This is a genomic window from Frateuria sp. (genome assembly GCF_035695185.1).
Classification (GTDB): Bacteria; Pseudomonadota; Gammaproteobacteria; order Xanthomonadales; family Rhodanobacteraceae; genus Frateuria_A.
On record NZ_DASSES010000200.1, the window covers coordinates 1 to 5242 of the forward strand.

Below are 5242 nucleotides of genomic sequence, written 5' to 3' on the forward strand. Positions count from 1 at the left end.
TTGCAGCCGATATACATCGGCTGCATCCGGAATCCTGCAATTTGCTTGTCTAGCATGTGTCATTCACGCTGACCTTGGCAAGGCGAATTTTATGTTTCCGTGTCACAAACTAGTAACTACAATCGGCAAGTTGCATTCCGCGATCTAAAAGGTAAGCGACTGCTACTTAGAATTGCTTGAGAAAATTTAAGAATCTTTCAAGTGAATAGTTTTGAGACATGTTAATGGAACAATTTGAGGGTGACGGCACACACAGGCACCTCGAAATACCTGCTTGGCGGGCGGAATTCGGTGGTAATTTTGGGGCGCGATGAGAGATGAGGCAGCGGCTTCGGTTTGCTGGTTGCTGGGTGGGCGTTGGTGCGCGGTTTTGGGCCAGGCGGGCATGGGTCGGGCCTCGAATCAGGCGAGGCGCTGCAGATTGTAGGTGACATTGGCCAGCGTGACTGTCGTCGTCGCGCGCAGCAGACCAACGGAGCGCACGAGCAGGCCAATGTGGCCTTCTCGGAGCAAACTATGCGGGCCGCAGTGCCGCAAGGCGGCTCTGTGCGCGGCGACAATCAGGATAGTTGGCTCATCATCCAGATTGTCGCGCTATAGCTCTGCGGCTGACGACGGATCTGGGGGCAAGAACCGGCCGCGCGCCATCCCTGTGACGCTTAAGTCTGCGGTCCCCCCCTCCATTCCGGCGGGGCCGCGGGCTTCTGACAGACCAGCGGCGGACCCGCGGCCGTCCGGTCACACCTGTTGGAAGAAGATTACTGTTCCATGGCTGGGAATAATCGGCGGGCTGGCGCGTCATTCCCCTGAGAGCGGGAGAACGGAGTGGCCGAGGACCTACGCCCGATGCTTTCGGCACTGCTGCCGCGGCTGCGGCGGTTCGGCCTGGCCCTGACCGGCTCCGCCGTGGAGGCGGACGAACTGGTGCAGGATGCCTGCGCCCGCGCTCTGCAGCGGGAGGGGCAGTTGCGGGATCAGGCCCGGCTCGACGCTTGGTTGTACGGTATCATGCGCAATCTCTGGATCGACGAAATACGCGCGCGCTCGCGGCGCCGCCACGAGCCGCTCGATGTGGCGACCGAGGTCGCGGGAGATGATGGTCCGGCGGTCGCCGAGGGGCGGATCACGCTGGAACTGGTGCGCCGCCGGCTGCAGGAGATGCCGGCCGAACATCGCACCATACTCGTCTTGGTCTGCGTGGACGGCCTGAGCTATCGGGAGGCGGCGGAGGTGCTGGGCATTGCGATCGGCACCGTGATGAGCCGGCTGTCGCGGGCGCGGCGTGACCTGGCGGAACGGCTTGGGACGCGATCGGGCGGATCGGTGAGCCTGTTTCCCGGCCCGACTGGCCGCTCCACGTCCCGACCGATGTAGGATGCGGGCAATGACAGCAACCGACACGATGCTGCTGGCCTATGTCGACGGCGAACTGGATGCCGCGGGCGTGAGGGAGGTCGAGCAGTTGCTCGCCACGGACCCCCAGGCGCGCCGCACGGTCGAGATGTATCGGGAGACGGCGGCGCTGCTGCGGGCCGCCTGTGGCGAGACGGGCTATGCGACCGATGCCGCCCGTCTGCTGCCATCCGTCCTGCCACGTCCCTGGCCACGCCGGCGCCTCGTCTGGGCGGCTGCGGCCTGCCTCGCCCTTGGCATGGCGGCTGGGGCCGGCGGCACCTGGCTGGGCACGCGGCAATCTGCCATGGCGGCGCTGATCGACGAGATCGCGGAGTACCACGCCATCTATTCGCGAGAGCCGGGCCACCTCGTCGAGATGCCGGCCGCGCAGGCGCAGGCGTTTGTCGCCTGGCTCGACAAGCGCCTCCACCGCCATCTCGAGATCCCCGATCTTTCCGCCGAGGGGCTGAGCTTTGCCGGCGGCCGCATGCTGGTGGTGAACGGCAGCCCGGTTGCCCAGCTCATGTACACGCGCGCGCAGGGCCTGCCGGTCGCGCTCTGCATCAGTCAGCTGGAGGGTGGATCGCGGCCGCTGCAGGTCGAACGCCACGACGATCTTCGCGTGGCAGCATGGCAGCGGGACGGGTATGCCTATGTCGTGGTAGGCGAGATGCCGGCCAGCCTGGCGCGCGAGATTGCCGAACGCGTGCGCACGCAGCTGCACGCCTGATCGCCGATCGTCAGAAGGCGAGCCAGGCATAGGCGAACAGGGTGTTGTTCGCCCCCGCCCGGCGCCCGAACCCGTCGTAATTGGCGCCGCTGCCGTTGAAGCGCGTGTAGATCGTGTCCTGCACGCCGATCTTCAGGTTGGCGAAGGGGCGCGCCCAGGAGGTCTCCTTGCCGAACGGCACCCAGTCGGCCTCGATGATGAAGGCGTTGCTGTTCGGGCTGCCGGTGCGGCTGCCGCTGACCGGCGCCGGCGCCAGCAGCACCGGATCGGCGGTGCCCCAGATATTCTGCCACCCCAGGGTCAGGCCATAGGTTGCCTGGAAGAAGTAGGTCGCACTCGCGCGGATTTCGTTGAGCCGGCCATTGGGGCTGGCAACGCTCCCCAGCGCCGCGGACCCGTTCAGCCTGCGGTTCTCATGCAGAAGCAACAGGTCCGTGCTGACGACATGCCGGCCGGAACCGAGGAACTGATAGCCGGCATCGACCCCGATATCGAGGTAATGGTCCTGGCCGGCGCTGCTGTCGCTCCGTCGCGGCCCGGCTGCGGGGTTGAGGTTCGCGGCAAGCAGCACGCCGCCCACATGCACTGCCTGGTCGTTCCAGTCCCACTCATAGGCTAGGCGGACATACGGCGCCGGGCCCGCCGTGGCACCGGGACCCAGCGTGGCGCCCGTCAGCCCGAGCAGGTACGGGCTGCGGGTGACATAGACTCCCGCTTCGGCATACAGGCTGCGGTCATACCAGCCGTACAGGGTGAGGCCGATGCTGTTGCTGGCCAAGCCACCAAACAGCAGCGGCTCAAGCGCCGGGGTTGGCGCCAGCGCCGACGCGGCGAACGGGAAGATCCAGGCCGGCATGGAGTTGTACGGGTCCTGAACCGTCGGCGCGCTGTTGAGCGAGGCGCCGAGCTGCAGGTCCGTCACTCCGACGTGGAATGGATGGGTGATCCGCACATCGGTGTTGTCCAGCGTGATCGACTGGTCGATGCCGGAGTAGGTGCCCTGGACGAAGGCGCCGGCAAAGTCGGTGACACGCCCCGCCAGGAAGGCGCTGATCTGGTCCAGGGCAGGATTGTTGTTGTCGGCGAAGTGTGGCGCCGCCGGCGACGGCTGCGACCCTTCTGTATGGGTGAACGAGCCGAGCACCATCGCGGCGAGCGGAATATGTGCGGCAGGCCCCTGGCCCCCGGTCTCGGTATAGCCGCCGATCTTGAACGCACGGCCGAAGGGCGTCAGCTGCGGCCCGAACGCGCCGACATGGCAGGTGCTGCACGGCTCTCCGGTCTGCGCGGCGAAGCTGGGCACGGCGTATGCCGGGCGAGCCGCAAGCATCAGGACCACGGCAATGCTCACCGCGCACGCGACGAGACGGGCAAACGCGACTGACATTGGCACTCCTCAGTGCATATGCGCGAGGAAGGCGATCAGGTCAGCCCGCTCTCTGGCATCCTTCAGCCCTGGATAGGTCATGCGTGTCCCCGGCACGACCTGGCGCGGCGCGGTCAGGTAGCGGTCCAGCGTCGTGGGATCCCAGGTCAGGCCGGACGCGAGGTTGGCCTGCGAATAGTGGAACCCGGGCACCCGTCCGGAATGGCGCCCGATGACGCCGAACAGGCTCGGGCCGACCACGTTGCGGCCAGGCCGTACCGAATGGCAGATGCTGCACTGGGAACGGAACACACGCGCGCCCCGATCGGCATCCTGCGCACGCGCGGGCGATGCAATCAGAACAAGGCTCAACAACAGGGCGCACGAAACCACATGGCGGTTCGCTGCCATCCGCGAATCTCCTGGCTATGGAAAGGTCGGGCGGTCTTTTGTCTGGAACTTGATTCCGGGACGCGATTCTCGGGTCAGCATGTTCCGATACGCGGCAGCACAGGTCCGGTGCGTGCGCCCGGGCTGCTGATCGTCTACATGCCGAACATCGGTCGCGCGTGGTGCCCGTACGAACAAGCGGCAAGCAAGGCGCCGCCGAGCAGTGCCAGGAACATTCTGCCAAGCCAGAACATCGTCATCTCGCGATCCTTCTTCCCTGCCGGGTCATGCAGTCCTGTCAGGGAGACGGCGAACACCGGATGGATATTCCCGAATTCGCAGCCGGCTGTGACGGCAGAATTTCCGGAATAAGCAGCCGCCCAGGTCGTCCTCTTCATACGGGTTGGGGCGATAGCACGATGACTTTCCACGTCATGATGTACACGACACTGGGCCGCCTGCGTGACCGGAACCTCCGGCGGCTGCACGACCACCACGTCTGGCCCGGACGTAACAATGCCACCGCCCGGCCCCGCGCCCGCCAACCCTGAAGGCAGCGCCCACATGATCTCACGACGCAGCCTGCTTCCGTCTCTTGCCACGTTGCTGCTGGCGACGCGCCCTTCCTCGGCGGCGGACTCCCTGTATGTGATCGATCCCCGATACGGCAGCATCGAGTTCTCGGTCAGCCATATGGGGCTGTTCACCTCGCACGGCTGGTTCCGGCATTTCGAGGCAACACTCCTGGTGAATCCGGACCGCCCGGACCACACCTACGTCGCTGCCGATGCGGACGTGGATTCGCTCGACATGCCCTGGCATGAGGCATCGGCGATGCTGCGCTCGCCGGACTTCCTCGATGCGGCGCGCTTCCCGCGAATCCGCTTCCGGAGTACCGGTGTTTCTCAGACGGTGCCGGATCACTATCTGGTCCGCGGCACCCTCGAGATGCGTGGTGTCCAGCGGCCCCTGACGCTCGCGGCAACGCTGCTGGCGCGGCAGGCAGAGCAGGGCACCGCCGACTTTGCGGTGAGCGGAACGCTGCAGCGGTCAGCCTTCGGTATGTTTGCCGATCATCTGCTGATCTCGGACGAGGTGCGGATCGCGATCCTTGCGCGGATCCGCCTTGTTGCCGGCATGCATACCGGATGAGAAGAGGGATGGAGGCCGGCGGCGAGTGACGCCGGCCTCGTCGGTCGCGGCGAATGTGCTACAGCGACCGGCCGCCGAGTCGAGACAGTCTCCATGCGATGCGTGTTCGGGGACCGTCAGGCTCATACGGCCGGTCCAGGACCATTACGCGTGCGCCCCCCCCAACATCGATGCCACTGAATGATCACCGGCCGTGGCCGACAGGCTGC

General features: G+C 65.8%; 6 protein-coding genes. 3 read left to right on the forward strand and 3 right to left on the reverse strand.

Going from position 1 to position 5242, the window contains the following annotated elements; translation table 11 throughout:
• Positions 1-846: 846 nt before the first annotated feature.
• Together VFH59_RS16025 and VFH59_RS16030 are read left to right on the forward strand one after the other, a co-directional pair.
• Positions 847-1374 carry an RNA polymerase sigma factor gene (locus VFH59_RS16025; RefSeq protein ID WP_325165910.1) on the forward strand — a complete coding sequence of 176 codons (528 nt, stop codon included), beginning with the start codon at positions 847-849 and terminating at the stop codon, positions 1372-1374.
• A 10-nt stretch (positions 1375-1384) separates the two neighbouring features.
• On the forward strand, positions 1385-2125 hold the full coding sequence (locus VFH59_RS16030; RefSeq protein ID WP_325165911.1) for an anti-sigma factor: 741 nt from the start codon (positions 1385-1387) through the stop codon (positions 2123-2125).
• Between the two features lie 10 nt (positions 2126-2135).
• Here the strand turns inward: VFH59_RS16030 and VFH59_RS16035 are convergent, their stop codons facing one another.
• The 3 genes from VFH59_RS16035 to VFH59_RS16045 all read right to left on the reverse strand — a co-directional run bounded on the left by VFH59_RS16035 (position 2136) and on the right by VFH59_RS16045 (position 4279).
• Entirely contained in the window at positions 2136-3512 is a 1377-nt protein-coding gene (locus VFH59_RS16035) for a cytochrome C (RefSeq protein WP_325165912.1), read from the reverse strand.
• 9 nt (positions 3513-3521) lie between these two features.
• Complete coding sequence (locus VFH59_RS16040) at positions 3522-3902, reverse strand: cytochrome c family protein (protein ID WP_325165913.1); 381 nt, start codon at positions 3900-3902, stop codon at positions 3522-3524.
• A gap of 134 nt (positions 3903-4036) precedes the next feature.
• Complete coding sequence (locus VFH59_RS16045; protein ID WP_325165914.1) at positions 4037-4279, reverse strand: hypothetical protein; 243 nt, start codon at positions 4277-4279, stop codon at positions 4037-4039.
• A gap of 166 nt (positions 4280-4445) precedes the next feature.
• Between VFH59_RS16045 and VFH59_RS16050 the strand changes: the two genes are divergently transcribed.
• Positions 4446-5033 (forward strand): YceI family protein, encoded by a 588-nt coding sequence (locus VFH59_RS16050; protein WP_325165915.1) that lies wholly within the window; start codon positions 4446-4448, stop codon positions 5031-5033.
• Positions 5034-5242: the final 209 nt, after the last annotated feature.

Coding starts and splice junctions, on each gene's coding strand:
- VFH59_RS16025 (WP_325165910.1), top strand. CDS start 847: ATGCTTTCGGCACTGCTGCCGCGGCTGCGGCGGTTCGGCCTGGCCCTG.
- VFH59_RS16030 (WP_325165911.1), top strand. CDS start 1,385: ATGACAGCAACCGACACGATGCTGCTGGCCTATGTCGACGGCGAACTG.
- VFH59_RS16035 (WP_325165912.1), bottom strand. CDS start 3,512: ATGTCAGTCGCGTTTGCCCGTCTCGTCGCGTGCGCGGTGAGCATTGCC.
- VFH59_RS16040 (WP_325165913.1), bottom strand. CDS start 3,902: ATGGCAGCGAACCGCCATGTGGTTTCGTGCGCCCTGTTGTTGAGCCTT.
- VFH59_RS16045 (WP_325165914.1), bottom strand. CDS start 4,279: ATGAAGAGGACGACCTGGGCGGCTGCTTATTCCGGAAATTCTGCCGTC.
- VFH59_RS16050 (WP_325165915.1), top strand. CDS start 4,446: ATGATCTCACGACGCAGCCTGCTTCCGTCTCTTGCCACGTTGCTGCTG.